The following is a 25,872-nucleotide window of genomic DNA, read 5'->3' as shown; positions in this document are numbered from 1 at the left end:
GCATAACCGAGCGTCGGGTTTAAGCCCAAGGGCGAAACAGCGAACCCATCAATTAGCCCTGGCACGCACCCATTGTGTAGCAGGCTTCGCCAGCGGCTACAAGGAGTGTGGGCCGTCGATTTTCTCGGGGGCGTCGCCGATCAGCATGAACAGGCGGAACAGCACCACGCTGACGAACAGTTGCAGGAAGCTGTGAGCGCTGTCGATCAACAACGAAATCACCGGGTTCTGCGGCTCGGGGTACACCGCCAGGGTCGCGCCCTTGAGCACCCACAACGGGCCCATCACACAGAGGATGCACACCAGGATGCGCAGGAAATGGCCGCGGGTCAGGCGCAGGCTTTCCTTCATCGCCGCCAGCGGGGCCATGCCGCGCAGCACCAGCAGGTACTCGCCAAACGCCAGGGTCACCATCAGCCAGATGCCCGGCAGGAAATACAGCGACAGGCCGATCAGGATCAGCAGCGTATTAAGCGCCGTCAGCACGGCAAAACGCGGCCACAGGTAAGCGGACCTCGACAGCAGGTCGCGGTTGCGCGGCGATTCGCCACGGCTGCGGGCGTCGAGAAACAGGATCAGTGCGGCGGTGTACAGCGGGTAAATCAGCAAGCCGACAATCACGCTGATGCCGGGAAAACTGTCGGGCTCCGTGGAGTGGTCGACGACTTGTTGCAACAGCGCCTCCAGAATCACCAGCGGCAGGCACAGCCGGACGATCTGGCCCAGATTGCGCTTGAAGAAATACAGGGAGTCACGCAGCACATCGAACGGATTCATCAGTCGGTATCGCAGGTTGGAAGCAGTGGCCCACTTTAACCGATCAAGTGCTTGCAGGCGCAAACGTAAACGTTCGGTAAAGATCATTGAAACATCCTGTGTCAGCCTCCATTACCAAGGAGCACCTTATCCACAGTGGATGAGGGCGACGATATTCCCGGCAATCTACGAGGTCGCCATGAACAGCGAAGAACAAACCCTGATCGATGGACTGTTTTCCCGGCTGCAACAGGCCGAAACGGATTCAGCCCCGCGCGACGCCCAGGCCGAGGCGCGGATCAAGGAACACCTGACTCGCCAGCCCGCGGCAGGCTATTTCATGACCCAGGCGATTCTGGTGCAAGAGGCCGCCATCAAAAGCCTCGACCAACAGAACCAGCAACTGACTCAGCAAGTTCAGCAATTGCAGGCCGAACTGCAATCGGCCAAGGCCCAGACAACGGCTCCGGCGCCGAGCAGCGGTGGCTTTTTGTCGAGCATCTTTGGAGGCGGCCCCCGTGATCCGCAGCCCGCGCCGACTCAAAGCGCACCGGCGTCGAGCGGTGGCGGCTGGCGTGAACCGGCGCGGCCGTCATTCAATTCGCAGCCGCCACAGCAGAACTTTGGCGCAGCGCCGCCTCAGCAGAATTACGCGCCGCAACAACCTGCCGGCAGCGGTTTCCTCGGTGGTGCTTTGAAAACCGCAGCGGGCGTGGCCGGTGGTGTGATGCTGGCGCAAGGCATCAGCAGCCTGTTCCATCACAACCAACAGCCGGAAGTGGTTGAAGTCATCAAGGAAGAACCGGCTCAGGTCAACGATCAGAGCGACAGCGACAAGGGTTGGGGCGACGATCAGCGTGTGGCTGACAACAATGCCAACGATCAGGGCGGCTTCACCGATGCCGACTACAGCGATGACAGCTCATCGTTCTTCGGCGGCGACGACGATTCCTTCGTCTGACACGCCATTCGTCCGGAGTGCTACGGCGCTTCGGGCCGATTATTCGCGGAACAATCCTTTGGGCTGGCATACTGGGCGACTTATCGGGCCTGGTGCCTGATCCAGCCTGCGCTGCGGCGCGCTCATGAGGATGACCGGTGAAAAAAATCGCAGTGTTCGCCGACGTTCAAAACCTCTATTACACCGTGCGCCAGGCTTATGGTTGTCACTTCAACTATGCCGCGTTGTGGGCTGACATCAGCAAACAGGGCGAGATCGTCGAGGCCTATGCCTACGCGATCGATCGCGGTGACAGCAAACAGCAGCAGTTCCAGCAGATCCTGCGCAACCTCGGTTTCGTCGTGAAGCTCAAGCCTTATATCCAGCGCAGCGATGGCTCGGCCAAGGGCGACTGGGACGTGGGCATCACCCTCGACATCATGGACGCCGCCGATCATGTTGACGAAGTGGTGCTGGCCTCAGGCGACGGTGATTTCGACATGCTGCTGGAGCGCATCATCGCCAAACACGGGGTGCAAGCGGTGGCTTATGGCGTCCCTGGCTTGACCGCCAACTCGCTGATCCGCGCCGCCAGCCGCTACGTGCCGATCGAAGGCGCGTTGCTGCTCAAGAATTGATTTTTACGGAGTTGAAACAGGTTTGGAACGCATAGCAGTCATCGACTTTGAAACCACCGGGATCTCCCCGAGCAGCAGCTGCCGGGCCACGGAAATTGCCGTGGTGATCCTTGAACAGGGGCGCATCGTCGAGCGTTACCAAAGCCTGATGAACGCTGGCGTGCGTGTGCCAGGCTTCATCGAACAACTCACCGGCATCAGCAACGCCATGCTGCGCACCGCGCCGTCGGCCGAGCAAGTGATGAACGAGGTCAACGAGTTCGTCGGCATCACGCCACTGCTGGCCCACAACGCGGCGTTCGACCAGAAGTTCTGGGACTTCGAACTGGGGCGCATCAAACGCACACGCTTGCAGAACTTTGCCTGCTCGCTGCTACTGGCCCGTCGCCTGATGCCCGCCGCACCGAACCACAAACTCGGGACCCTCACCACGTTCGCCAACCTGCCTCACACCGGTAAAGCTCACCGGGCGATGGCGGATGCGGAAATGGCGGCGAACCTGACGGCGCACCTGGCCCAGGAGCTGCGGCAGAAGCACGGGTTGCGCGAGTTGTCGCATGATCTGTTGGTGAGTTTGCAGAAAGTCCCGGCGGCGAAGATCAACGAGCATCTCAAGCGGCATCGCGGGTTTTGAACCTTACCTGAACCCTGTGGGAGCGGGCTTGCCCGCGATAGCGGAGGGTCAGTCAGCAAATATATTGAATGTGCTGGCCTCATCGCGGGCAAGCCCGCTCCCACAAGGACTGCACTGTTTCAGACTTTGCCATTGGCTTCCAGCTGCCCCAACGGCACGCGTTTCTCTATCGCGCTCGACAGCACGATCGATGTCTTGCTGAACCCGAACTTGGCAATCCGGTTGATCAGCTCTTCCAGCTCCGGCATCGAGCCCACTGCAGCCTGCATGATCACGCACGGATCGCCGGTTACCCGGTGGCATTCAGTCAGCTGTGGGATTTTGATCAGGTCGTCGTAGGCCTTCTGGTTGCCGTGTTGGTTCAGGCGCAGTTCGATGACGCACTGGATCGGCAGGCCGAGCTTGGCCATGTCGACCTTCGCCTGGTAACCGGTGATCACCCCACAGGCCTCGAGTTTGGCCACGCGCTCGGCCACGGCCGGGGCGGACAGGTTCACTTTGCGCGCCAGGTCGGCGTAAGACGCACGACCGTTTTCCAACAAGGCGCTGAGCAGCATGCGGTCGTATTTATCCATCGTCGTATTCCTGAAAAATGACTGACTTTCGAAAGCACGGTTTATGCCGCAAATCTCCGTGTTTTGAAAAGTGTACCGGCGCTATAAACAGGTTTTGTAACTTATTTTACGCCGCTGGCCTTTCTAGAATAGCTGTTCACTTGTCCTGCCTACGAGCTGCCCCATGCCTGGCTTACGTCGTTTTCCCTTACCGTTGATCGCCGCCTTTTTCGCGCTGTACGTGATTTGGGGCTCGACTTACCTGGTGATTCGCATCGGCGTGGAGTACTGGCCGCCGTTGCTGCTCGCCGGTATCCGCTTTGTGATCGCCGGTTCGTTGATGTATGGCTTCCTGCGCTGGCGCGGGGCACCGGCGCCGACTTGGGCGCAGTGGAAAGCCGCGGGGATCATCGGGATTCTGCTGCTGGCCTGCGGTAACGGCGGGGTCAGTGTGGCTGAGCACATGGGCGTGGCCTCCGGTGTGGCGGCGCTGGCGGTGGCGACGGTGCCGTTGTTTACCTTGCTCTGCGGATATTTCTGGGGCGCGCGTAATACCCGTCTCGAATGGGCCGGGATTGCGCTCGGGCTGATCGGTATCGCCATGCTCAACCTCGGCTCCAACCTGCAATCGAGTCCGTTGGGCGCGTTGTTGCTGGTGTTTGCGGCAGCGTCCTGGGCCTTCGGTTCGGTGTGGAGCAAGCACTTGCCGTTGCCCCAAGGCGCGATGGCCAGTGCCGTGGAAATGCTGGTGGGCGGCGTAGCCCTGTTGATCGGCAGTGCGTTGAGCGGTGAGCACCTGGACAGCATGCCGCCGATCGAAGGCTGGGCAGCTTTGGCCTACCTGACCTTCTTCGGTTCGATCATCGCCTTCAACGCTTACATGTACCTGTTGAAAAACGTGCGTCCGGCGGCGGCCACCAGTTATGCCTACGTCAATCCGGCGGTGGCGGTGTTGCTGGGGATCGTGTTTGTCGGCGAGACCATCGGGATTGAAGAAGCGCTGGCCATGTTGGTGATCATCAGCGCCGTGGTGCTAATTGGCCTGCCGCAGTGGCGCCGTGCACCGGAACGGCCGGTGGTGAAGGCGGTGCCGACAGAATCCCGTGTGAATTAGGGTAAACTGCGCGCCATTGCACACCCGCGCTGATTTTTCCTACGGTAATCCCATGACTTTCGCCACCCTTGGCCTGATTGAACCCTTGCTGCGCTCTCTCGAGAAGCTCGGCTACCAGACCCCGACGCCGGTTCAGGCGCAAGCCATTCCGGCGGTGCTGGCCGGTCGCGACCTGATGGCCGCGGCCCAGACGGGCACCGGCAAGACCGCCGGTTTCGCGCTGCCGCTGCTGCAATTGTTGGCCATGGAAGGACCGAAAGTGGCGTCCAACTCGGTACGCGCGCTGATCCTGGTGCCGACCCGTGAGTTGGCCGAGCAGGTTCATGAAGCCGTGCGTCAGTACGCCGAGAACCTGCCGTTGAGCACTTACGCGGTGTACGGCGGCGTCAGCATCAACCCGCAAATGATGAAGCTGCGCAAAGGTGTCGACGTGCTGGTGGCGACACCGGGGCGGTTGCTCGATCTGTATCGCCAGAAGGCGCTCAAGTTCAATCAGCTGCAAACCCTGATCCTCGACGAAGCCGATCGCATGCTCGATCTGGGTTTCTCCGAGGAGCTGGGGAACATTTACCGCGTGCTGCCGAAGCAACGCCAGACACTGTTGTTCTCCGCGACATTCTCCGACGCGATCCGCTTGCTGGCCGGGCAAATGCTCAACGATCCGCTGAGCATCGAAGTCAGTCCGCGCAACGTGGCCGCCAGCACCGTCAAGCAATGGGTGGTGACGGTGGACAAGAAACGCAAGGCCGAACTGTTCGTTCACTTGATGCGCAAGGGCAAATGGAAGCAGGTGCTGGTGTTTGCCAAGACCCGCAACGGCGTGGACGCGCTGGTGGAAAAACTCCAGGGCCTGGGCATCAACGCTGACGGCATCCATGGCGACAAACCGCAGGCGACCCGTCAGCGTGCGCTCGACCGGTTCAAGCTCAGTGAAGTGCAGATCCTGGTCGCCACTGACGTCGCGGCCCGTGGCCTGGATATCGAAGACCTGCCGTTGGTGGTCAACTTCGATCTGCCGATCGTGGCGGAAGACTACATTCACCGTATCGGTCGAACCGGCCGTGCCGGCGCAAGTGGGCAGGCCATTTCGCTGGTGTGCGCCGATGAAGTGAATTTGCTGTCAGCCATCGAGACGTTGACCCGTCAGACGTTGCCTCGGCAGATGGAGCATGACTTTGAACCAGAGCACCGCGTGCCGGATACCGATGCCAGCGGTCAGGTGGTCAAGAAACCGAAAAAGCCGAAGAAACCCAAGACCTCCGGTGGCGGCAAGCGCAACCTGGGCAAGTGGGTTGAGAGTGGGGATGCTTCGGCGCCGGAACCTTCGATCAAGCCTGTGCGAAAAGTGCCGGTGTTTAATACCGGGCCGCGTAAGAAGAAGCCTTGATGAGTTGCGGCGTCTGTTAAGCCGCCTTCGCGGGCAAGCCTCGCTCCTACAAGGGCACCACCAATCCGTAGGAGCGAGGCTTGCCCGCGAAGGGCGCGCCTCGGTCTTCAGCCCCTGCGCTGCAACCACTCCACCATCCCCAGCCCCGCCGTTCGCCCACTGGCGAAACACGCAGTCAGCAGGTAGCCGCCCGTCGGCGCTTCCCAATCCAGCATCTCACCCGCGCAGAACACGCCGGGCAATTGCTTGAGCATCAAACGTTCATCCATCGCCTCGAACATCACGCCTCCGGCGCTACTGATGGCCTCGTCCAGCGGGCGGGTTTTCACCAGCGTCAGGGGCAAAGCCTTGATCGCTTTGGCCAGCCGCGCCGCATCGACAAAAGTGTCGGCCGGCGTGAGTTCCCGCAGCAATGCCGCTTTGACGCCATCAAGACCCAGCTGACTGTGCAGATGCTTGGCCATGGAACGCGACCCGCGTGGTTTGCTCAGCGCCGCCTGGACTTTATCCACAGGCTTGCCCGGCAGCAGGTCGAGATGAATAGTCGCCGCGCCGTGCAGGTTGATGGCCTCGCGGATCGGTGCCGACAGGGCGTAGATCAAACTGCCCTCGATCCCTGTCGCGGTAATCACACATTCGCCGAGTCGTGGTACGTCGTCATTCAGGCCAATGGCGATGTTTTTCAGCGGTGCCCCGGCGAATTTGCTGACCATCAATTCGCTCCAGGCCTGCACCTCGAAGCCGCAATTACTCGGTTGCAACGGCGCCAGTCCTACGCCGCGTTTTTCCAATGGCAGCATCCAGGCGCCGTCCGAACCGAGGCGCGACCAGCTGCCGCCGCCAAGGGCCAACAGGGTTGCATCAGGCGTTAAGGTTTTCTCGCCCTCGGGGCTCGCTACTTTCAAGCTGCCATCGGCATTCCAACCCAGCCAACGGTGGCGGGTGTGGATAACGACGCCGGCATCGCGCAGGCGTTTGAGCCAGGCGCGTAACAGCGGCGCGGCTTTCATGTCGGTGGGGAAAACCCGGCCGGAACTGCCGACAAAGGTTTCAATGCCCAAGTCATGAATCCATTCGCACAACGCTTCGGCACCGAAGCCACGCAGCAGCGGTGCAATTTGCGGGGCGCGTTCGGCGTAGCGCGAGAGAAACGCCGGGTAGGCTTCGGAATGGGTGATGTTCATGCCGCCGACACCGGCCAGGAGGAATTTTCGCCCGACCGACGGCATGCCGTCGTACAGGTCGACCTTGATCCCGGCCTGGCTCAGCACTTCAGCCGCCATCAGACCGGCGGGGCCGCCACCGATGATGGCGACGTGAGAAGGGGAGGTGGTCGAGGGCTGAGTCATGGGATGCGCTGCGGTTTGGCGGAATGAAGCCGGGCATTCTACCAGCACGAATCATTGTGGGAGCGGGCTTGCCCGCGATAGCGGACTGTCAGTCACCAAATATGATGAATGTGCCGGCCTCATCGCGGGCAAGTCGAATCGTCGCACCGCCGCTCCCACAGGGATTGGTGATGGATTCGATAGTTGATCAAAAAACAATCAGCACTCTGTAGCCTATACGCGGCATGGGCTGTAGGCGCTTTCACTCAGGTTATCCACAGGCGGTTCCACAGGCATTGTGGGTAAAGACTCACAGCTCAATGACAACCTGATGACTGCCAGACACGCTGGGCGCTGTGATGCAGGATGCCATGCCGACGGGCGAGGGCCTTACGGTCCTTGCTGTAACCACCGCCAATCACCCCGACCACCGGAATATCGCGGCCCAGGCAATGACGCATCACGCTTTCATCACGCGCGGTGACACCTTCGTCTGTCAGCTTCAGGTAACCGAGGGCGTCATCCTTATGCACATCGACGCCGGCGTCATACAACACCAGGTCCGGTTGGTAGAGCGGCAGCAAATAGTTCAGCGCATCGTCGACGACCTTCAGGTAGTCGACATCGCCCATGCCCATCGGTAACGGAATGTCCCAGTCACTTTCGGCTTTGCGTGCCGGAAAATTCTTTTCGCAATGCAGGGAAACGGTTATCGCCTCCGGGGTGTTGTGCAGAATCCGTGCAGTCCCATCGCCCTGATGCACATCGCAATCGAAGATCAGCACCCGATTCACACGACCACTTTCCAGCAGGAAATGGCTGATCACGGCCAGGTCGTTGAAGATGCAGAACCCGGCAGGATGGTCGTAATGCGCGTGATGGGTGCCGCCCGCCAAGTGGCAGGCCAGCCCGTGTTCCAGCGCCTGCTCGGCCGCCAGCAACGAGCCGCCGACCGCTCGCACTGTGCGCCGGGCCAGGGCTTCGCTCCAGGGCAGACCGAGGCGCCGCTGGTCTTCGCGGGACAATTCGCCACCCATGTAGCGTTCGATATACGCAGGGTCATGAGCGAGGGCGAGAATCTCTGGCGGGCACAGCTCCGGGCGCAGCAGATCGGCGTCGAGGGTCAGCCCGCTGTGCACCAGGTGATCACGCAACAGGCGAAATTTGTCCATGGGGAAGCGGTGATCCGCCGGGAACTCGGGGCTGTAGTCTTCGTGGTAGATCAACGGCAGGGGCATGATGAAATCGTGTAGGAATGAGTGAACGATCCTACCAGCGATGTAGACTTGCGGCATGGAATTGGAGGGGCACGATGGAGCCGATACTGGAACTCGAGAGCGCGCGACTGCTGTTGCGGCAGTGGCGCGATGAGGATTTGCCGGCATTTGCGGCGATGTGTGCCGATCCACAGGTGATGCGCTATTTTCCGGCGCCCTTGAGTCGATTGGAAAGTGCTTCGCTGATCGGGCGGATTCGCGGGCATTTTGCCGAGCACGGCTTCGGCTTCTGGGCGCTGGAGCGCAAGGACACCGGCGCATTTATCGGTTTTACCGGACTGGCTGCGGTCGGTTTCGACGCGCCCTTCACCCCGGCCACCGAGATCGGTTGGCGCCTGGCCCGCGAGCACTGGGGCTTGGGTTACGCCAGTGAAGCGGCGTGGACCGCTCTACGCTGCGGGTTTGATCGGTTGGCGCTGAAGGAGGTCGTGTCTTTTACGACCGAAGCCAACACGCCTTCGCAGAAAGTCATGCAGGCGATCGGCATGCAGCATGATTCAGCCGATGATTTCGAACACCCAAAACTCGCGTCCGATCATGCCCTGCGTCACCATGTGCTGTACCGGATTTCTCGTGAACAATGGCTGCAAACCTTGCATGGATAAGCTGGCACGGACGTTTACAATGGCCGTATGGGCCATGGCCAGAAACTGAATCGACCGCCGCAGCCAAGACTGCGCGGCATTGCGTTGTGTGAGGAGAGTCTGAATGAGCCAAGTGTTGGATGATCTGGTTGACCTGCTGACCCTGGAACCGATCGAAGAAAACCTGTTCCGTGGCCGCAGCCAGGACCTGGGTTTTCGTCAGTTGTTCGGCGGTCAGGTGATCGGTCAGTCCCTGTCGGCGGCCAGTCAGACGGTCGAAGAAAAGCGCCACGTGCATTCGATGCACGGTTATTTCCTGCGTCCGGGTGATTCGGCGTTGCCCGTGGTGTATCAGGTGGATCGGGTGCGCGACGGCGGCAGTTTCAGCACGCGTCGGGTGACGGCGATCCAGAAAGGCAATCCGATTTTCACCTGCAGCGCGTCGTTTCAGTATGACGAAAAAGGCTTCGAACACCAGGCTGAAATGCCGATTGTGGTCGGCCCGGAAAATCTGCCGTCGGAACTGGAACTTACCCAGCAGCGTGCGCACCTGATTCCGGAGCACATGCGCGAAAAATTTCTGTGTCCGAAACCGATCGAATTCCGACCGATCACCGAGAAAGATCCCTACAACCCGCAACCGTCCGATCCGATCAAGTACGTCTGGTTTCGCGCCGACGGTGCCTTGGCCGACTCCCCGGCGCTGCATAAATATTTGCTGGCCTACGCCTCGGACTTCGGTCTGCTGACCACGTCGATGCAGCCCCACGGCAAATCGGTCTGGCAGAAAGACATGCAGGTCGCGAGCCTCGATCACGCGTTGTGGTTTCACGCCGACCTGCGTGCCGATGACTGGTTGCTCTACGCGATGGACAGCCCGTGGGCTGGCAATTCTCGCGGTTTTACCCGTGGCAGCGTGTTCAACCGCGCCGGGCAACTGGTGGCCTCGGTCACTCAGGAAGGCCTGATTCGCCATCGCAAGGATTGGGCATGAGCCTGGCCGAGGTGCGGCACTGGGTGTTCGACATGGACGGCACCCTGACGGTGGCGGTGCATGACTTCGCGGCGATTCGCGTGGCGTTGGCGATCCCGGTCGAAGACGACATCCTGACCCACCTCGCTGCACTGCCGGCCGATGAAGCCGCGGCCAAACATGCGTGGTTGCTGGAGCACGAACGCGACCTGGCGTTGGGCTCGAAGCCGGCGCCGGGAGCGGTGGAACTGGTGCGTGAATTGGCCGGGCGCGGTTATCGCCTCGGCATTCTTACGCGCAATGCTCGTGAGCTGGCGCATGTGACGCTGGAGGCCATCGGCCTGGCCGACTGCTTCGCGGTGGAGGATGTGCTGGGTCGCGATGAAGCGCCGCCGAAACCTCACCCGGGTGGTTTGCTGAAGTTGGCCCAGGCCTGGAATGTGCCGGCGAGCGAGATGGTGATGGTCGGTGATTATCGCTTTGACCTGGATTGCGGTCGGGCGGCGGGCACGCGGACGGTGTTGGTGAATCTGCCGGATAATCCGTGGCCTGAGTTGACGGATTGGCATGCGCAGGATTGTGTGGCGTTGCGGGAAATGTTGTTCGCTTGAGGGACCCTTCGCGGGCAAGCCCGCTCCCACAAGGTTCTATGTTGATCACAATACTTTGCCCAACACAAAACCTGTGGGAGCGGGCTTGCCCGCGATGGCGTCAGATCAGGCGCCACCAACCTACTGACCGAACAACGCCTTCTGCCCCTCCGGCGAATTAAACATCGCATTCCCATCATGCCCGACCCCGGGCACTTCGATCAGCTGCTGACTCAACCCCTGAGGATGCAGCCGCTTCAGATAATCAAAATAATTGCGCCCGCGAGCCAATCGATAAGCGCCCTGGGCTTTGGCCTCGCAGCTTTTATCCAGTGCCGGATGATTCGGGTCGATGTCCTGCTGCCCCAGTAGATAAACAATGTCACGCGTGACGTAGTTTTCCTGCAGCTGCGCGGGCGTTTGTCCTTCGGCATAGGCGGGCAGATCCGTCAGCCCGTACTTCCAGCGATTGAATCCCGGACAACCGGCATGGCTGAACGCTACCGGCCGTCTCTCATCGAAGTACGCGTAAGAAGACGGGTTGGCGATCACGTATCGCACCTGTATGCCAGCTGCCTTGAGCTCTGGCTGATCGTGGCCCAGCAACGCATATCGCTGCACCACCTGAGCGCCTCCAGAGTGACCGGCGATGACGATTTGCTTCACGTCCGGAAATTGTCGGCGATCGCCAATTCGGGCGACGATTTCGTCGAGTGCTGCGTAGGAACTCAGAGGAAACGGCGCTGTGGATAAACCACCGGCCATCCACTCATTGCCCTGCCAGCGCAATACGCTGTCAGCCACGGGATGGGCCGCGACGTCGGTTTCATTGAGAAACTGCGGGGCGATCACCAGCGTGGTCGCGCTTTGTCCCGCTTGTTCGGCCGCATGCTCGGCACTCCGGCGATAGGTTTCGGCATTGCGCAATCGACCATGGATGATGATCAGTACGCGTTCGATTTTGCTCGGTGCCGGGCCAATGCCCACCGCGATCTCACCTTCCTTCAACAACAGCCGGCCTGGGCTGAGTTCTTTAACTCCGTGCTCGGCAGCCTGGGTGCTTGCGCAGGTAAACAGTAAAGCCAACAGCCACTTATTCATTAAAGGTTTTTCGCTGCAAAGGTGTCGCACTGGCCGACCTGGCCTTGGGCGAATCCGGTTTTAAACCAGCGCACCCGTTGCGCCGACGTGCCATGAGTAAACGAATCCGGCACCACGCGACCCTGACCTTGCTGCTGCAAGCGGTCGTCGCCGATGGCGTTGGCGGCATTCAAGGCTTCTTCAATGTCACCCGGTTCCAGCCAATTCAGACGCTTCTGCGCATTGTTCGCCCAGACCCCGGCCAGGCAATCGGCTTGCAGTTCCTGACGCACCAGCAATCCGCCGTCGCCTTCCATCTGCCGCCCTTGCTGGCGAGCTGTCTGAATTTTCGCGGAAACACCGAGCAGGGGCTGCACGTGATGTCCGACTTCATGCGCGATCACGTAGGCTTGGGCGAAGTCGCCTGCGGCCGAAAAGCGTTGGGACATCTCCTGGAAGAAACTCATGTCCAGGTAGACCTTCTGGTCCGCCGGGCAATAGAACGGACCGGTGGCCGACGTGGCCAGGCCACACGCCGAGTTGACGCGGTTGCTGAACAGCACAAGCGTCGGGTTCTTATATTGGCGGCCGGCCTGCTGGAAAATCTGGCCCCAAGTGTCCTCGGTATCGCCGAGGATCGAGCGCACGAATTCGGCACCTTCATCATTGGCCGGTGGCGCCTTGCGGGTTTGGCTGGTGGTCGGTGCCGATTGCTCGCTCATCTGACCGGTGAGTTGTCCGAGGATTTGCATCGGGTCCTGGCCGGTGATCCAGCCGATCCCGACGATCAGAATGATCGCCGTCAGGCTCAGGCCCTTGCCGCCCCCGAAGCGCATCCCGCCACCACCACCGCCGACATCATCGCCACGGGCATCGACCACGTTGTCGCTGCGTCGGCCTTTTTTCCATAGCATGTGGGAATCCTCTGATTGTCCGTGGGGATGAGTGTTGCTGCTGAGTGGGAGCGGCGCCAGTCCGGTCGTCCATCTTTTGCTGCGCGCAGGCGCCTTCCCGGCAACCGGTATCGGGTTGCCGGGAACATCCAGACTCGTATTGAACACGGACTACCCATCTAATTCCCCAGTCGAAGGGTTTTTATCGAGCTGGCGACTGCCTGCGTCGCAGGATTACTGGTCGAACGCGTCCCATACCGGCGGACAGCGCAGCGATGGGACATTGGGTTCCAGATTTCGCATTCATCCGGTTGTCTTCTAGAATCGAAAAAATTTTGTGTGGAAACCCTCATGGCCGGCAGTCAGATCGACCGTGGTTTCAGCGTGCTCGAAAGCCTCACCAGTGACCCTCGCGGCCTGCCGATGCAGACGCTGGCGGAGCAACTGGATATCCCCAAAAGTGCGACCCACCGTCTGCTGGCCGAACTGATTCGACTGGGCTACGTGCGGCAGAATCCGGAGAATCTGCGCTATCACTTGTCGACCAAACTGGTGGCGATGGGCTTTCGTTACTTGTCGAGCAGCGGTGCCGATATCGTTCAGCCGGTGCTTGATCGCCTGGCGCAGGAAACCGGTGAGCTGGTACGCCTTGGGGTGATCGAAGGCGAGCGGCAGGTCTGGATTGCCAAGTCCCAAGGCGCCCGTTCCGGTCTGCGTTACGACCCGGACATGGGCCGCGATGCGCCGTTGTTTTACACCGCGTCGGGGCATGCGTGGCTGGCGTGCATGAGCGATGCCGAAGCGTTGTCGCTGGTGGAGCGCCAGGGTGGCGACCGGCCGAAAGACCTGGGGCCGAATGCGCCGCGCTCCAACATTGAACTGCTTGAACGTCTGCGTATGGCGAGGGAGCAGGGTTATGCCTGGGTCGAGGAGAGTTCGGCGGTGGGGACGTCGGCGATTGCCGCGGTGGTGAGGCATCCGGGTGATGGCCGGGTGATCGGTGTGCTCAGCATCGCCGGGCCCAGCGCGCGGATGCCAGGGGCACGGTTGCATGAGCTGGCGCCCTTGTTGTTGAAGTTTACCGAGGAGTTGGCGGCGGCGAGCCTGGCGTCTGAGTTGTTCGCCTGAATCTGGTGGGAGCGAGCCTGCTCGCGATAGCGGTGGGGCAGGCGACATCGACGCTGGATGTGCGGGGCCTCATCGCGAGCAGGCTCGCTCCCATATTTGAATTTTCGAATAAGCGCTAGAAAGTGTGCGCTGTTCGAACACTTTCGATCCATGCGTGTGCGAGAATCTGGAATCTGGTTCTAAATTGTTTGAGCTCGCCCCTGAACGAACGATTTTTCTCCCAGGCCAGTCTGACGGTACTGTAGGAGCACGGCGTGCCCGCGATGCTTTTGACTCTATGAACAAGGATACCTAATGACCGTCAGCACTCCGCTTTCCGGCGTCAACCAGCCCTTCAAAGGGATCCTGCTGATTGTTCTCGCGACCTTCCTGTTTTCCAGTCATGACGCCTTGTCAAAGTACCTTTCGGGGTTCTACCCGATTGTCATGGTGGTGTGGGCGCGTTATCTGGTCCACACCTTGCTGATGGCAGGGATTTTTCTGCCGCAATCCGGGCTGCGTGTCCTACGGTCCAAGCGTCCATTGCTGCAATTGCTGCGGGCGTTGTGTCTGTTGGGCACCAGTCTGTTTTTCACCACCGGCTTGCAGTACATCCCGTTGGCCGAAGCCACGGCAGTCAACTTTCTCGCGCCGGTATTGGTGACCGCGCTGTCGGTGCCCTTGCTGGGGGAGCGGGTCACGCGTGGTCAGTGGATCGCGGTGATTTGTGGATTCATCGGTGTGGTGATCATCGTCCATCCTGGCGGTGAGTTGTTCACCCCGGCCGTCTTGCTGCCGCTCTGCTCGGCGCTGTTTTTCTGCTTCTATCAACTGCTGACCCGCATGCTCAGCAAAATCGACAGCCCGACCACCAGCAACTTCTTCGCCGGCTTGTGCAACACCCTGGTGATGAGTGCACTGGTGCCGTTCTTCTGGCAGGTGCCGAGTCTGGGGCACGGGGCAATGATGCTGGCGCTGGGCACGTGTGGAATGACCGCGCATCTGTTTCTGACCCAAGCCTTCCGGCATGCTGCGCCGGCATTGCTGGCACCCTTTGGCTACTGCCAGATTGTGTTTGCCGGTCTGTTGGGCTGGTTGGTGTTTTCTCACACGCCGACTCTCACTGCTGTCGTCGGGATCGCTGTGATTTGCTGCAGCGGATTGGCAGCGGCCTGGCAACAAAGTCGCCGCTGAAAAAAGCGTTGCAGGCCTGGAATCAGGCCTGCCGGGTGAAGGGATTTTAGTCGGTGACGGTAGGAATCTTGCGCGGTGCCATGAAGTACATCCAGATCAGCGCGATGAAGTACATCGCCGGAATCATGGTGAACAGCACGGTGTAGTTGTTGTTGGTGATGGTCAGAATGTGCCCGACCAACTGGGTCATGAACATCCCGCCGATGGCCGCGCACATGCCGCCGAAGCCGAACACCGTGCTCATCATGTGCTTGGGCGTGTAGTCCATCACCAGGCTCCAGATGTTCGCGGTCCAGGCCTGGTGAGCGCCGATGGCCAGGGAGATGGCGAACACCGCGACCCACAGATTGCTCGAACCGGCAGCCATGATCACGCCGATGATGCAGCAGGCGAACAGGAACATCGACATCAGGCGTGCCTTGATCGGGTTGATCCCGCGGCCGATCAGGAACGAGGAGAGGATCCCGCCACCGACGCTGCCGAAGTCCGCCGTGAGGTAGATGATGATCAGCGGAATGCCCATCTGGGTCACGTTGATGCCCAGGTTGTATTGCTGATTGAGAAACGGTGGCAGCCAGTACAGGTAAAACCAGAACACCGGAGCGGTCATCGAATAGGCGAGGGCGAAGGCCCAGGTGCCGCGCATGCGCAGGATTTTCGAGAACGGCACGCGGGTTTGTTCCGGTTCGACTTCCTTCTGGATGTAGTCCAGTTCCGATTGTTTAACGCTTGGATGCTCTTCCGGGTTGTAGTATTTCAAGCCCCAGAGCACCAACCAGATCCCGCCCAGCGCCGACATGCACAGGAACGCCGCCTGCCAACCCCAAACGTGGAGAATCAGCGGCAACAGCATCGGGGTGAACATCGCACCGACGTTGGTCCCGGCGTTGAATATGCCGGTGGCCACCGCGCGTTCGCCGGCAGGGAACCACAGCCGCGTGGTTTTCACGCAGGCCGGGTAGTTGGCGGCTTCGGTCAGGCCGAGGATGAAGCGGCACACCATAAAGCCGACCGCTGAAGTGGCCAGGCCATGGGCGCCGGTCGCCAGGCTCCAGAGCAGCACGGCACAGAAGAACACGCGCTTCACACCGACGCGGTCGATCAAGCGGCCTTGCAGCACGAAACCGATGGCGTAGCCGACCTGGAACCAGAAGTTGATGTTGGCGTAGTCCATCGCCGTCCAGCTCATTTCCTTGGCCAGGATCGGCTGCATCACGCCCAGTGCGGCGCGGTCGATGTAATTCAGGGTGGTGGCGAAAAACACCAGCGCCAGCATACCCCAACGGGTTTTGCCGACGGCCATGGCGCCGCGAATCTTGTCGCCGATGCCACTTGTGGCAGGAGTCATGGAGCGACGCTCCATGGGAGAGCTTCGAGAAGGAGTCATGTAGGCCACCCGATTATTTTTATGTGGTGTGCTGCGTCGTTGAAAACCAAACCCGGTGGTTCATGACCGGACTCAATGTGCAGTCGATGTTGCGCAGTGGACGAAAAATCGTCAATTCGCGAACGGCCATTGTGTTCGATAATCGCACGCAAAACTAACCGGGTAGTACACTTTAAATTGCCGTGTCGAATCGCGCAGCCAATAATTTACCCCAAGAAAAACGCAGTCCCTGTAGCAGCTGGCGAAGCCTGCGTTCGGCTGCGAAGCAGTCGTAAACCTGTACACGCGGTTTACCTGTCAGACCGCATCGCCTGATTTCACGACTGCTGCGCAGCCGAACGCAGGCTTCGCCAGCTGCTACATGCCGCGAGCTATGCCCTAACAAGATGGTCTCCACCACCGGGAGTCGAAATATGCAGCGTTCCATTGCCACCGTTTCCTTGAGCGGTACTTTGCCGGAAAAGCTCGAGGCCATTGCCGCCGCCGGTTTCGACGGCGTGGAGATTTTCGAAAACGATCTTCTCTACTACGACGGCAGTCCGCGGGAAATTAAACAGATGTGCGCCGATCTCGGGATCGCCATCACGCTGTTTCAACCCTTTCGGGATTTCGAAGGCTGCCGCCGTGATCGGTTGTCACGCAATCTGGAGCGGGCAGAACGCAAGTTCGATCTGATGCAGGAACTGGGCACTGACCTGGTGCTGGTGTGCAGCAACGCCTCGGCCGACTCCATTGGCGATGAACACATTCTTGTCGACGACTTGCGCCTGCTCGCCGAACACGCCGGCGCGCGTGGTCTGCGGATCGGTTACGAAGCACTGGCCTGGGGCCGTCACGTAAACACGTATCAACAGGTGTGGAACATCGTTCGCCAAGCCGACCACCCGAATCTCGGTGTGTTACTCGACAGCTTCCACACCTTGTCGCTCAAGGGCGATCCAAGCGCAATCGCCGAGATTCCCGGCGACAAGATCTTCTTCGTGCAAATGGCCGACGCGCCGATTCTGGCCATGGACGTACTGGAATGGAGTCGGCATTTCCGCTGCTTCCCGGGCCAGGGCGAATTCGATCTGGCGGGTTTCCTCGCGCCGATCATCAAGAGCGGCTACACCGGGCCGTTGTCGCTGGAGATCTTCAACGACGGCTTCCGCGCCGCGCCACCGCGGGCCAACGCCGCCGATGGGTTGCGTTCGTTGCTCTATCTGGAGGAAAAGACTCGCCAGCGTCTGGAGCAGGAAGCCAGGCCGGCGACCAACCTCGATATTTTGTTCGAGACACCGAAGGCCAGCGAGTACAACGGCATTGAGTTTCTTGAATTCGCCGTGGACGAAAGTCTTGGCGCCAAGCTTGCCCATTGGCTGGAGCGGCTGGGTTTCGTCAAGGCCGGTCAGCATCGCTCCAAGAACGTCAGCCTGTTGCGTCAGGGCGATATCAACCTGATCCTCAACTCTGAGCCTTACTCGTTCGCGCACAGTTTTTTCGAGGCCCACGGTCCATCGCTGTGCGCCACCGCCGTGCGCGTCAAGGACAGCGCCAGCGCTCTGGCCCGGGCCGTGGCTTATAAAGGTCAACCGTATCGCGGACTGGTCGGCCCCAATGAACTGGAGCTCGCTGCCGTACGCGCGCCGGATGGCAGCCTGATTTACCTGGTGGACCAGGACGCAGACGTCTATGGCACCGATTTCAATCTGCAGCCAACCGCCGTGGCCAGCGGCGGACTCAAGCGCATCGACCACATGGCCATGGCGCTGCCGGCCGACAGTCTCGACAGTTGGGTGCTGTTTTATAAAAGCCTGCTGGATTTCGAGGCCGACGATGAAGTGGTGCTGCCTGACCCGTACGGCCTGGTGAAGAGCCGGGCGCTGCGCAGCCGTTGCAGTTCGATTCGCTTGCCACTGAACATTTCCGAGAACCGTAACACCGCGATCTCACATGCGCTGTCGAGTTATCGCGGCTCTGGCGTACATCACATCGCGTTTGATTGCGACGATATCTTCGCCGAAGTCAGTCGCGCAAAAGAGGCGGGCGTGCCGCTGCTGGATATTCCACTCAACTACTACGATGACCTCGCCGCGCGGTTTGATTTCGACGACGAATTCCTCAGTGAACTGGCCTACTACAACGTGCTTTACGATCGCGATGCCCAGGGCGGCGAGCTGTTTCACGTTTACACCGAGCCTTTCGAAGGGCGGTTCTTCTTTGAAATCATCCAGCGCAAGAACGGTTATGCCGGTTACGGCGCGGCGAATGTGGCGGTGCGTTTGGCGGCCATGGCCAAATCCCGAAGTGGTGCCATCCGTCAGGCAAAGTTGTAGGAAATTCGTAACCGCGAGGCTAAACCGCTGCCGCACGGCTTCCTTCAGTGTGCGGCGCGGCCCATAATCGCCAGCTTGTGCAGTGATGGCCGTGAGCCCGCAATGACAATAACTTCAGAACTTTCCGTAAAGCCCGACGAGCCCATTGCCGAACCGCGCAAGAGTCGCAAGAACAACCCGGAAAAGACCCGCGAGAACATCCTTCAAGAGGCTATTGTCGAGTTCGTCCAGCAGGGGCTTTCCGGCGCCCGCGTCGATGCTATCGCCGAGCGCATCCACACCTCCAAGCGCATGATCTATTACTACTTTGGCAGTAAGGAGCAGCTCTATATCGAGGTGCTGGAGAAGCTCTACGGCGATATCCGCAGCACCGAAAACCGTCTGCACCTGGCTGAGCTGGCGCCGGTCGAGGCTATTCGGCGGCTGGTGGAGTTCACCTTCGATCACCATGATCGCAACGTCGATTTCGTGCGCATCGTCTGCATCGAGAACATTCACAACGCCGAGTATGTGAAGCGCTCCGATGCGATCAAGGCGATGAACAACACCATTCTCGATTCACTCGGTGTGATTCTGCGTCGGGGCGTTGAAGAGGGTGTGTTCCGTGCCGGTCTTGATCCTTTGGATGTGCACTTGCTGATCAGTTCGTTCTGCTTTTATCGCGTGTCGAACCGCCACACGTTTGGTGAGATTTTTCAGATCGACTTGCCGGATGAAGGCATCAAGCAGCGTCATCGGGAGATGATTTGCGAGTCGGTTTTGCGGTATCTGCAGGCCTGATTGGCCCTTAAAAGATCGCAGCCTCGTTTCACTCGACAGCTCCTACATTAGATCGCATCCACCTGTAGGAGCTGTCGAGTGAAACGAGGCTGCGATCTTTTGATCTTCACCCATTCATGCTTTGAAAATGCGCCAGCATCCGCTGGGCATCCGGCACCACGCCGCTGAACAACTCAAACGCCTTCACCGCCTGAAACACCGCCATGGTGCCGCCATCCAATGTCCGGCAACCCAAGGCGCGGGCGTGGCGCAGCAGTTCGGTTTCCAGTGGGAAGTAAACAATCTCCGCCACCCACAACTCGGCCCGAAGTAGCTCCACCGGCACCGGCATGCCTGGCAGTTTTTTCATGCCCATCGGCGTGGTATTCACCAGACCGTCAGCCTGGGCCAGGGTGCTCGACAGGTCATGGCCGGCAACGGCCCGTCCGGCGCCAAAATGCTGATTCAGGTTATTTGCCAGCGATTGAGCGCGGCTGTCATCCACGTCGAAAATGCTCAGCAGCTGTACGCCTTCGCTCAAAAGTGCGTGGGCCACCGCCGCACCGGCACCACCGGCGCCCATTTGGACGACGCGCTCCAGGGCAACGCCCTTCAAGCCGCGACGAAACCCTTCCGCGAAGCCCAGGCAATCGGTGTTGTGGCCGATGCGTTTACCGCCCTTCAACACCACCGTGTTCACCGCGCCGATCCCGCGGGCTTCCGGCGACAATTCGTCGAGCAGCGGGATGATCGCCTGCTTGCACGGAAAGGTGATGTTCAGGCCGGTGAAGTTCATGCGTTCGGCGGCTGTCAGCAGGTCGGGCAGGGCGCTGCTGTCGAGTTGCAACGGGTCGATATCGATCAAGCGATAAAGGTAACGCAAGCCCTGGGCATCACCTTCGTGCTCGTGCAGCGCCGGGGTGCGGGAAGCCTGAATGCCGGCGCCGATCAGTCCGGCCAGTATTGCGTTGTTCTGGGTCACGGCGTTCACCCCTTCAAGCGCAGGCTGAAATGCTCCAGTGCCAGGCGATAGCCATGACTGCCGAACCCGGCCATTACCGCTGTGGCGATGGCCGAGACGAAGGAGTGATGCCGGAAGGGTTCGCGGGCGTGGACGTTGGACAGATGGACTTCGATTACCGGCAGTTCGCTGGCGGCCAGGGCGTCGCGGATGGCCACTGGGGTGGGGGGCCGGGCGGCCGGATTGATGACGATGCCGGTGCAGCGGCCGCGGGCGGCGTGAATCCAGTCAAGCAGTTCGCCTTCATGGTTGGTCTGGCGAAACTCCACCGCCAGGCCGAACTCTTCGGCGGCACGTCCGCACAGGGCTGAGATATCTGCCAGGGTTTCGTGACCGTAAGTCGCCGGTTCACGGGTGCCCAGCAGGTTCAGATTCGGGCCGTTGAGCACCAGAACGATTGGGGGCATCGATGTATCTCCACTTATTATTTTTGGCATTGGCCGAAGGAATCAGCCTGTGGAGATAAATTGTACTAGCTGGTTAATTTGGTCAATTGAAGAGGCGACGTCTTCGGTTTTTGTGTGCGGTGATCGGACGATTTCGATGTTAGCGCGGCAGATGTTCCACTAGAAAATCGACAAATGCTCTAACCCGCAAAGGCATATGGCGACTCTGCGGATAGAGCAGGGTGAACGGCCGCGAGCGTCCGCCATAGGGTTTGAGCACTTCCACTAGCGAACCATTGGCCAGTTCGTTTTCGACGATGAAGCGGTAGGTCTGGAACAAACCCGCTCCGTGCTTGGCCAGGGTCACGCCGCCCAGTACGTCGTCGGAACAACTGAGATTGCCCTCGGCCAGAATCTCCCGTTCAACGCCATTGTCGTTGAAGAGCCAGGCAATCCGCCGACCGCTGCTGGGCAGTTCATACTGGATGCACTCGTGCTGTTTGAGATCGTCCAGCGTTTGCGGAACGCCCGCGTGCTTCAGATAGTCGGGGCTGGCAATCATCACCAGCGCTGCGTCTTCAAGGTGTCGGGCGATCAGGCCGGAATCCGGAATCGCCCGCACGCGAATGGCCATGTCATAGCCTTCGCCAACGAAATCGATATTGCGATTACTGATGTGCGACTCGACCTTCACCGACGGAAAGCGCGTCCGAAATTCAGGCAGCAACGGCAGGATCCGGTGGTGTGCGTACGTCGTGGGAATACTGATGCGCAAGGTGCCGGAAGGTTGTTGCTGCTGGCCCATGACCTCGCGCTGTGCCTCGACCAGTTGCGCCAGCGCCTGACGACATTCCTCGTAATACCGGCGGCCACTGTCGGTCAGTTTGACGCTGCGAGTGGTGCGCGCGAACAGCCGCACACCCAGGCGTTCTTCCATGCGCGACACCGACCGGCTCACCGCTGCCGGCGTCACGCCGGCCCCCAGAGCGGCAGCGGTAAAACTGCCAGCCTCGGCGGCGAGACAAAAAAGCTCGATGCTGCCCAACTGAAGATCGTCGAATTGTCGCTGCATGATTAATTACACCGGGGATCAAATGAACTGTGTAATCAGTATTTATCAGATGCCTGCACACGGATACAGTGAGTTCCGGCGGTAAGCCGTTCTTAATCAGCCAGCAGGAGCAACACCATGCCTTTCGTTAGCGTACGCATTACCCGTGACGGCGTGACCCGGGAGCAGAAGGCCCAGGTCATTGCCGAAATCACCGACACCTTGAAGCGCGTCCTCGGCAAGCCGCCGGAGTTGACCCACATTGTGATTGAGGAAGTCGATACGGATAACTGGGGGTACGCGGGCATCACCACGACCGAGTATCGAAAAAACCAACCGGGTTGATTTCCTGACACGCCAAGACAGCCGTCCCCGGGACGGCTTTTTTGTGGGCGCGAGGAAAGGATTGCTTACCATTTTGCGCTGTTATCCACCGACTTGAGGCGCGGCTTGGCACTAGGCTCAGAAGCGAAGTGACGATTCAGTGCAGCACCAGTTATCGGATTTTCCAGGGAATGTCGAGTCTTCGGACTCATTAACCTAACGGATGGGTTAGCATGAGATTGTTCAGCTACAAAGGCTTTTCAATGGTGATCATGTTGCGCGATGAACACTGCCCGCCGCATGTACATGTGGATGCCGGGACTTGGAGTGCGCGCTTTAAATTCAGTTTCTGGCACAACAGTGTCGAGCTGTGGGACGTGGTGCCTCATACACGCAGGCCACCTGTGGCGGTGCTGGAAGGTTTACGCCACGCGCTGGGACGACCTGCTCACTTGCGCCGCGCCCGAGGTGTCTGGTGGGACAAGCTGCACACGGTCTGCCTCGATCATCAGATATGGGACTGGCAAACCAGCGAAGTCGTGGTGGTAAAAAGGATTGCGAGTACGACCTGGATGATTGGCTCGGCTTGCTATGAACCTGAGACGAACAAGACCCTGCTGGCGCTGATCGGCGTTCCAGAGGGCGTGGAGATCCAACTATGAAATCGATACAGGCAGGAATGCTGGCTGATCGGCCCGTAACCGATGCGGGGCTGGATGAAGCCATCCAGCGCGGGCAAGTGCGCCACAAAGGCGGTTTGCAGGCGACTTCGGTGACCTTTGTGGATCCGTGCCTGGCGGTCGGTTTCGTTGATGGCAGTGGCGTGCTGCTGCCCGTGCAGCACTATCCGGAATTCGATGAGTTCGACGTCGACGATTTCGCAGACTTGAAAGTCGGTTTTTCCGGGACAGCCCTTTGCCACGAGGGCAAGGATCTGCACGTTTCCATCGCCGGGATGATTTCGGCCAGCAAGCCGCTGATGGACATGGCCGCCTCGGTCATCGCCTCGCGCAATGGTCGCCAAAGCAGCGCCGCCAAAGCCGAGGCGGCGCGAGCAAATGGCCGCAAGGGCGGGCGGCCACGCAAGGCCGATGTCACCGATTGAGCGCGCACAAAAAAGCCGTCGTACTGACGGCTATTTTTGTAGCGAACGGCTGCAATCAACGACGGGTCAACAACACCCCGGATTCCATGTGATGCGTCCACGGGAACTGGTCGAACATCGCGCATTGAGTAATGCGATGGGTGTCGTGCAGTTGGGCGATGTTGGCTGCCAGGGTTTCGGGGTTGCAGGAGATGTACAGGATGTTGTCGAAGCGTCGGGTCAGCTCGCAGGTGTCCGGGTCCATGCCGGCGCGCGGTGGATCGACGAAGACGCTACCGAACTCGTAGCTCTTGAGGTCGATGCCATGCAAACGACGGAACGGGCGCACTTCATTCAGGGCTTCGGTCAGCTCCTCGGCGGACAAGCGCACCAGGGTGACGTTATCCACAGCATTTTCGCTGAGGTTGCTCAGCGCCGCGTTGACCGACGCCTTACTGATTTCGGTGGCCAGCGCTTTGCGCACGCGGGTCGCGAGCGGCAGCGTGAAGTTGCCGTTGCCGCAATACAGCTCCAGCAAATCGTCGGAGCGATCACCCAGTGAGTTGTAAGCCCAGTTGAGCATCTTCTGGTTCACGGTGCCGTTGGGCTGGGTGAACGCGCCTTCCGGTTGGCGGTAGCTGAACGTGCGACCGCCGACTTCCATCTGTTCGACCACGTAATCGTGCCCGATGACTTCGCGTTTGCCCTTGGAGCGACCGATGATGCTGACGTTCAGGTCGGCGGCCAGTTTCGAAGCCGCCGCGTGCCAGTGCTCGTCCAGTGGACGGTGATAGCACAGGGTGATCATCGCATCGCCGGCCAGGGTGGTCAGGAACTCCACCTGAAACAGTTTGTGGCTCAGGGCCGCGCTCGCTTGCCACGCCGCTTTCAGCTGCGGCATCAACTCGTTGATGCGCAGGCTGGCGATCGGAAACGCTTCGATCAGGATCGGCGTGCGTTTGTCGTCCTGGGAAAACATCGCGTAGTGACGCTCGCCGGCTTCGCGCCACAGGCGGAACTCGGCGCGTAGGCGGAAGTTTTTCAGCGGTGAGTCGAAGACTGCTGGCTCGGGCGCATCGAACGGGGCCAGCAGATCACGCAGGCGCGTGACCTTTTCTTCAAGCTGAACGGTGTAAGCCTGGGAATCAAAAGTCATGCGTTGAACCAACCCAACTTGATCACGAACAGAATCGACAGAATCACCAGCGCCGGGTTCAGCTCACGACCGCGACCGGACAGCAACTTGATCGCGGTCCAGGAGATGAAACCGAAGGCGATACCGTTGGCGATGGAATAAGTGAATGGCATGGCCAGCGCAGTGACCACGACCGGTGCGGCAACGGTAATGTCGTCCCAGTCTATTTCGGCCAACCCGGATGTCATCAATACTGCGACGAACAGCAGTGCAGGCGCGGTGGCGAATGCCGGGATGCTGGCGGCCAGCGGCGAGAAGAACAGCGCCAGCAGGAACAGAATGGCCACCACGACGGCGGTCAGGCCGGTGCGGCCACCGGCACTGACGCCAGCTGCGGACTCGATGTAGCTGGTGGTGGTCGAGGTGCCCAGCAGCGAACCGGCCATGGCCGCGGTGCTGTCGGCGATCAGCGCACGACCCATTTTCGGCATGTGGCCATCCTTGCCCATCAGGCCGGCGCGCTTGGCGACGCCGATCAGGGTGCCGGAGTTGTCGAACAGGTCGACGAACAGGAAGGCGAAAATCACGCTGACCAGACCGATGTCCAATGCACCTTTAATGTCCAGTTGCAGGAAGGTCGGCGCCAGCGAAGGTGGCATCGACACCACACCGCCGAACGGGGTGAAGCCCATCAGGATCGAAACGATGGTCACCGCCAGGATGCCGATCAGTACCGCACCGCGCACGGCGAGGGCTTCGAGGGCGACGATCAGGGCAAAACCGAGGGTGGCGAGGATCGGAGCCGGTTGTTTCAGGTCACCAAGGCCAACCATGGTTGCCGGGTTGCTGACCACGATGCCGGCGTTGTGCAGGGCGATCAGCGCCAGGAACAGGCCGATACCGGCGGCAATCGCGGAACGCAGTGGCAGCGGGATGCTGTTGATGATCCATTCACGGATGCGGAAGATCGACAGCAGGAAGAACAGCACTGCCGAGATGAACACCGCGCCCAGCGCCACTTGCCACGTGTGGCCCATGTGCAGGACCACGGTGTAAGTGAAGAAGGCGTTCAAGCCCATGCCCGGCGCGAGGGCGATCGGGTAGTTGGCGATCAGGCCCATCACCGTGGAGCCGATGGCCGCGGCCAGACAGGTCGCGACGAACACTGCACCCTTGTCCATGCCGGTCTCGCCGAGGATGCTCGGGTTGACGAACAGAATGTAGGCCATGGCCAGGAAGGTTGTGATGCCCGCAAGAATCTCGGTCCGCACGTTGGTGTTATGTGCCTTGAGTTGAAACAGCCTTTCCAGCATGTCTGCTCCCCGTGGCGCGCCCGGCGCCGTGAATGTATCGACCTCAAC

The 25,872-nt window shown here is 60.0% G+C and carries 27 protein-coding genes; 15 read left to right on the top strand and 12 right to left on the bottom strand.

The annotated features are described in order from the left end of the window. Positions 1-96 precede the first annotated feature (96 nt). Positions 97-777 carry a YciC family protein gene (locus AEQ67_RS00935; protein ID WP_059402177.1) on the bottom strand — a complete coding sequence of 227 codons (681 nt, stop codon included), beginning with the start codon at positions 775-777 and terminating at the stop codon, positions 97-99. Between the two features lie 178 nt (positions 778-955). Here AEQ67_RS00935 and AEQ67_RS00930 point away from each other — a divergent pair, with 178 nt between their 5' ends. From AEQ67_RS00930 to AEQ67_RS00920, 3 genes are all read left to right on the top strand, one after another. Further along, entirely contained in the window at positions 956-1,717 is a 762-nt protein-coding gene (locus AEQ67_RS00930) for a DUF2076 domain-containing protein (protein WP_059402066.1), read from the top strand. Positions 1,718-1,854: 137 nt separating this feature from the next. After that, entirely contained in the window at positions 1,855-2,334 is a 480-nt protein-coding gene (locus AEQ67_RS00925; RefSeq protein WP_059402065.1) for a LabA-like NYN domain-containing protein, read from the top strand. A 22-nt stretch (positions 2,335-2,356) separates the two neighbouring features. Then, positions 2,357-2,968, top strand: coding sequence for a 3'-5' exonuclease (locus tag AEQ67_RS00920; protein ID WP_059402064.1), 612 nt, complete (start codon positions 2,357-2,359; stop codon positions 2,966-2,968). Positions 2,969-3,087: 119 nt separating this feature from the next. On the opposite strand, the gene AEQ67_RS00915 is transcribed toward AEQ67_RS00920, so the two are convergent. Continuing rightward, a complete protein-coding gene (locus AEQ67_RS00915; RefSeq protein ID WP_059402063.1) occupies positions 3,088-3,543 on the bottom strand; it encodes an Lrp/AsnC family transcriptional regulator in 456 nt (151 codons plus the stop codon). 163 nt (positions 3,544-3,706) lie between these two features. On the opposite strand from AEQ67_RS00915, the gene yedA reads away from it, so the two are divergent. Together yedA and AEQ67_RS00905 are read left to right on the top strand one after the other, a co-directional pair. Beyond that, a complete protein-coding gene (yedA, locus tag AEQ67_RS00910; RefSeq protein WP_059402062.1) occupies positions 3,707-4,636 on the top strand; it encodes a drug/metabolite exporter YedA in 930 nt (309 codons plus the stop codon). A 52-nt stretch (positions 4,637-4,688) separates the two neighbouring features. Then, complete coding sequence (locus AEQ67_RS00905; RefSeq protein ID WP_059402061.1) at positions 4,689-6,023, top strand: DEAD/DEAH box helicase; 1,335 nt, start codon at positions 4,689-4,691, stop codon at positions 6,021-6,023. Between the two features lie 107 nt (positions 6,024-6,130). Here the strand turns inward: AEQ67_RS00905 and AEQ67_RS00900 are convergent, their stop codons facing one another. Continuing rightward, positions 6,131-7,372: a TIGR03862 family flavoprotein gene (locus tag AEQ67_RS00900; protein ID WP_059402060.1), complete on the bottom strand. Its 1,242-nt coding sequence runs from the start codon at positions 7,370-7,372 to the stop codon at positions 6,131-6,133. A 296-nt stretch (positions 7,373-7,668) separates the two neighbouring features. Next, positions 7,669-8,589 carry a histone deacetylase family protein gene (locus AEQ67_RS00895; protein ID WP_059402059.1) on the bottom strand — a complete coding sequence of 307 codons (921 nt, stop codon included), beginning with the start codon at positions 8,587-8,589 and terminating at the stop codon, positions 7,669-7,671. Between the two features lie 74 nt (positions 8,590-8,663). On the opposite strand from AEQ67_RS00895, the gene AEQ67_RS00890 reads away from it, so the two are divergent. The 3 genes from AEQ67_RS00890 to AEQ67_RS00880 all read left to right on the top strand — a co-directional run bounded on the left by AEQ67_RS00890 (position 8,664) and on the right by AEQ67_RS00880 (position 10,796). Beyond that, on the top strand, positions 8,664-9,233 hold the full coding sequence (locus tag AEQ67_RS00890; RefSeq protein ID WP_059402058.1) for a GNAT family N-acetyltransferase: 570 nt from the start codon (positions 8,664-8,666) through the stop codon (positions 9,231-9,233). Between the two features lie 103 nt (positions 9,234-9,336). Then, entirely contained in the window at positions 9,337-10,206 is an 870-nt protein-coding gene (gene tesB / locus AEQ67_RS00885; RefSeq protein ID WP_059402057.1) for an acyl-CoA thioesterase II, read from the top strand. Further along, the gene (locus AEQ67_RS00880; protein WP_059402056.1) at positions 10,203-10,796 is read left to right on the top strand and encodes an HAD family hydrolase; all 594 of its coding nucleotides are present in this window, start codon (positions 10,203-10,205) and stop codon (positions 10,794-10,796) included. The genes tesB and AEQ67_RS00880 overlap by 4 nt, the downstream gene beginning before the upstream one ends. A 120-nt stretch (positions 10,797-10,916) precedes the next feature. Here the strand turns inward: AEQ67_RS00880 and AEQ67_RS00875 are convergent, their stop codons facing one another. Further along, positions 10,917-11,876 carry a hypothetical protein gene (locus tag AEQ67_RS00875; protein ID WP_059402055.1) on the bottom strand — a complete coding sequence of 320 codons (960 nt, stop codon included), beginning with the start codon at positions 11,874-11,876 and terminating at the stop codon, positions 10,917-10,919. Beyond that, complete coding sequence (ypfJ, locus tag AEQ67_RS00870) at positions 11,876-12,769, bottom strand: KPN_02809 family neutral zinc metallopeptidase (RefSeq protein ID WP_059402054.1); 894 nt, start codon at positions 12,767-12,769, stop codon at positions 11,876-11,878. The genes AEQ67_RS00875 and ypfJ overlap by 1 nt, the downstream gene beginning before the upstream one ends. Positions 12,770-13,099: 330 nt before the next feature. On the opposite strand from ypfJ, the gene AEQ67_RS00865 reads away from it, so the two are divergent. Both AEQ67_RS00865 and AEQ67_RS00860 read left to right on the top strand, forming a co-directional pair. Further along, positions 13,100-13,876: an IclR family transcriptional regulator gene (locus AEQ67_RS00865; protein WP_059402053.1), complete on the top strand. Its 777-nt coding sequence runs from the start codon at positions 13,100-13,102 to the stop codon at positions 13,874-13,876. 294 nt (positions 13,877-14,170) lie between these two features. Further along, positions 14,171-15,049 carry a DMT family transporter gene (locus tag AEQ67_RS00860; protein ID WP_059402052.1) on the top strand — a complete coding sequence of 293 codons (879 nt, stop codon included), beginning with the start codon at positions 14,171-14,173 and terminating at the stop codon, positions 15,047-15,049. Positions 15,050-15,095: 46 nt separating this feature from the next. Here AEQ67_RS00860 and AEQ67_RS00855 read toward each other — a convergent pair whose 3' ends face one another. Next, positions 15,096-16,412, bottom strand: a complete 1,317-nt coding sequence (locus tag AEQ67_RS00855; RefSeq protein ID WP_236710267.1) for an MFS transporter — start codon at positions 16,410-16,412, stop codon at positions 15,096-15,098. A 437-nt stretch (positions 16,413-16,849) separates the two neighbouring features. Between AEQ67_RS00855 and quiC the strand changes: the two genes are divergently transcribed. After that, complete coding sequence (gene quiC / locus AEQ67_RS00850) at positions 16,850-18,751, top strand: 3-dehydroshikimate dehydratase QuiC (protein ID WP_059402050.1); 1,902 nt, start codon at positions 16,850-16,852, stop codon at positions 18,749-18,751. A 102-nt stretch (positions 18,752-18,853) separates the two neighbouring features. Then, positions 18,854-19,531 (top strand): TetR/AcrR family transcriptional regulator, encoded by a 678-nt coding sequence (locus AEQ67_RS00845; RefSeq protein ID WP_059402049.1) that lies wholly within the window; start codon positions 18,854-18,856, stop codon positions 19,529-19,531. 106 nt (positions 19,532-19,637) lie between these two features. Here AEQ67_RS00845 and AEQ67_RS00840 read toward each other — a convergent pair whose 3' ends face one another. The 3 genes from AEQ67_RS00840 to AEQ67_RS00830 form a co-directional block, all read right to left on the bottom strand. After that, on the bottom strand, positions 19,638-20,492 hold the full coding sequence (locus AEQ67_RS00840) for a shikimate dehydrogenase (protein WP_059402176.1): 855 nt from the start codon (positions 20,490-20,492) through the stop codon (positions 19,638-19,640). A gap of 5 nt (positions 20,493-20,497) precedes the next feature. Next, positions 20,498-20,938, bottom strand: a complete 441-nt coding sequence (gene aroQ / locus AEQ67_RS00835) for a type II 3-dehydroquinate dehydratase (protein WP_059402048.1) — start codon at positions 20,936-20,938, stop codon at positions 20,498-20,500. A gap of 139 nt (positions 20,939-21,077) precedes the next feature. After that, complete coding sequence (locus AEQ67_RS00830) at positions 21,078-21,989, bottom strand: LysR family transcriptional regulator (RefSeq protein WP_059402047.1); 912 nt, start codon at positions 21,987-21,989, stop codon at positions 21,078-21,080. A gap of 117 nt (positions 21,990-22,106) precedes the next feature. Between AEQ67_RS00830 and AEQ67_RS00825 the strand changes: the two genes are divergently transcribed. The 3 genes from AEQ67_RS00825 to AEQ67_RS00815 all read left to right on the top strand — a co-directional run bounded on the left by AEQ67_RS00825 (position 22,107) and on the right by AEQ67_RS00815 (position 23,397). Beyond that, complete coding sequence (locus tag AEQ67_RS00825; RefSeq protein WP_059402046.1) at positions 22,107-22,313, top strand: tautomerase family protein; 207 nt, start codon at positions 22,107-22,109, stop codon at positions 22,311-22,313. Between the two features lie 212 nt (positions 22,314-22,525). Next, entirely contained in the window at positions 22,526-22,954 is a 429-nt protein-coding gene (locus tag AEQ67_RS00820) for a hypothetical protein (protein WP_059402045.1), read from the top strand. Next, positions 22,951-23,397, top strand: a complete 447-nt coding sequence (locus AEQ67_RS00815; protein ID WP_059402044.1) for a DUF2442 domain-containing protein — start codon at positions 22,951-22,953, stop codon at positions 23,395-23,397. Before AEQ67_RS00820 ends, AEQ67_RS00815 begins: the two co-directional genes overlap by 4 nt. A 55-nt stretch (positions 23,398-23,452) precedes the next feature. On the opposite strand, the gene trmA is transcribed toward AEQ67_RS00815, so the two are convergent. Further along, positions 23,453-24,532, bottom strand: a complete 1,080-nt coding sequence (gene trmA, locus AEQ67_RS00810) for a tRNA (uridine(54)-C5)-methyltransferase TrmA (RefSeq protein ID WP_059402043.1) — start codon at positions 24,530-24,532, stop codon at positions 23,453-23,455. Beyond that, complete coding sequence (locus AEQ67_RS00805) at positions 24,529-25,824, bottom strand: NCS2 family permease (protein WP_059402042.1); 1,296 nt, start codon at positions 25,822-25,824, stop codon at positions 24,529-24,531. Before AEQ67_RS00805 ends, trmA begins: the two co-directional genes overlap by 4 nt. Positions 25,825-25,872: the final 48 nt, after the last annotated feature.

This window comes from Pseudomonas sp. RIT-PI-q (assembly GCF_001297125.1).
In the GTDB taxonomy this organism is placed as follows: domain Bacteria; phylum Pseudomonadota; class Gammaproteobacteria; order Pseudomonadales; family Pseudomonadaceae; genus Aquipseudomonas.
This window is presented reverse-complemented; position numbering and strand designations above follow the sequence as displayed.